We start from the raw sequence: 314 nt of genomic DNA, 5'->3' as shown, positions 1-314 counted from the left end.
CCGCCTCGCCGCGCGGCTCGGCATGGTCTCCCCGGCCACCCTCGACCTCAACGTGGTCTGCGCCGGGTTCACCCACGCCCTGGCCACCGCCGACCACGCGGTGCGCGCCGGTGCCGCCGAGCGCGCCGTGGTCGTCGGCGCCGACAAGATGTCGCAGGTCGCCGACTGGACCGACCGGGGCACCTGCGTCCTGGTCGGTGACGACGCCGGGAGCGGCGGCGCGGGCATCGGCCCCGTCCTGTGGGGCTCGGTCCCCGGCCTCGGCCACGCCGTCCGCATCGAGGGCACCCCGCCCCGCTTCGCCCAGGTGGGCC

General features: G+C 78.3%; 1 pseudogene. It reads left to right on the top strand.

Features of this window, described 5'->3' with window-relative positions:
• Positions 1-314, top strand: a pseudogene (locus tag J0695_RS42870) (3-oxoacyl-ACP synthase); the annotation flags it as partial.

It is taken from the genome of Streptomyces beijiangensis (genome assembly GCF_017315755.1).
GTDB lineage: Bacteria > Actinomycetota > Actinomycetes > Streptomycetales > Streptomycetaceae > Streptomyces > Streptomyces beijiangensis.
This window is presented reverse-complemented; position numbering and strand designations above follow the sequence as displayed.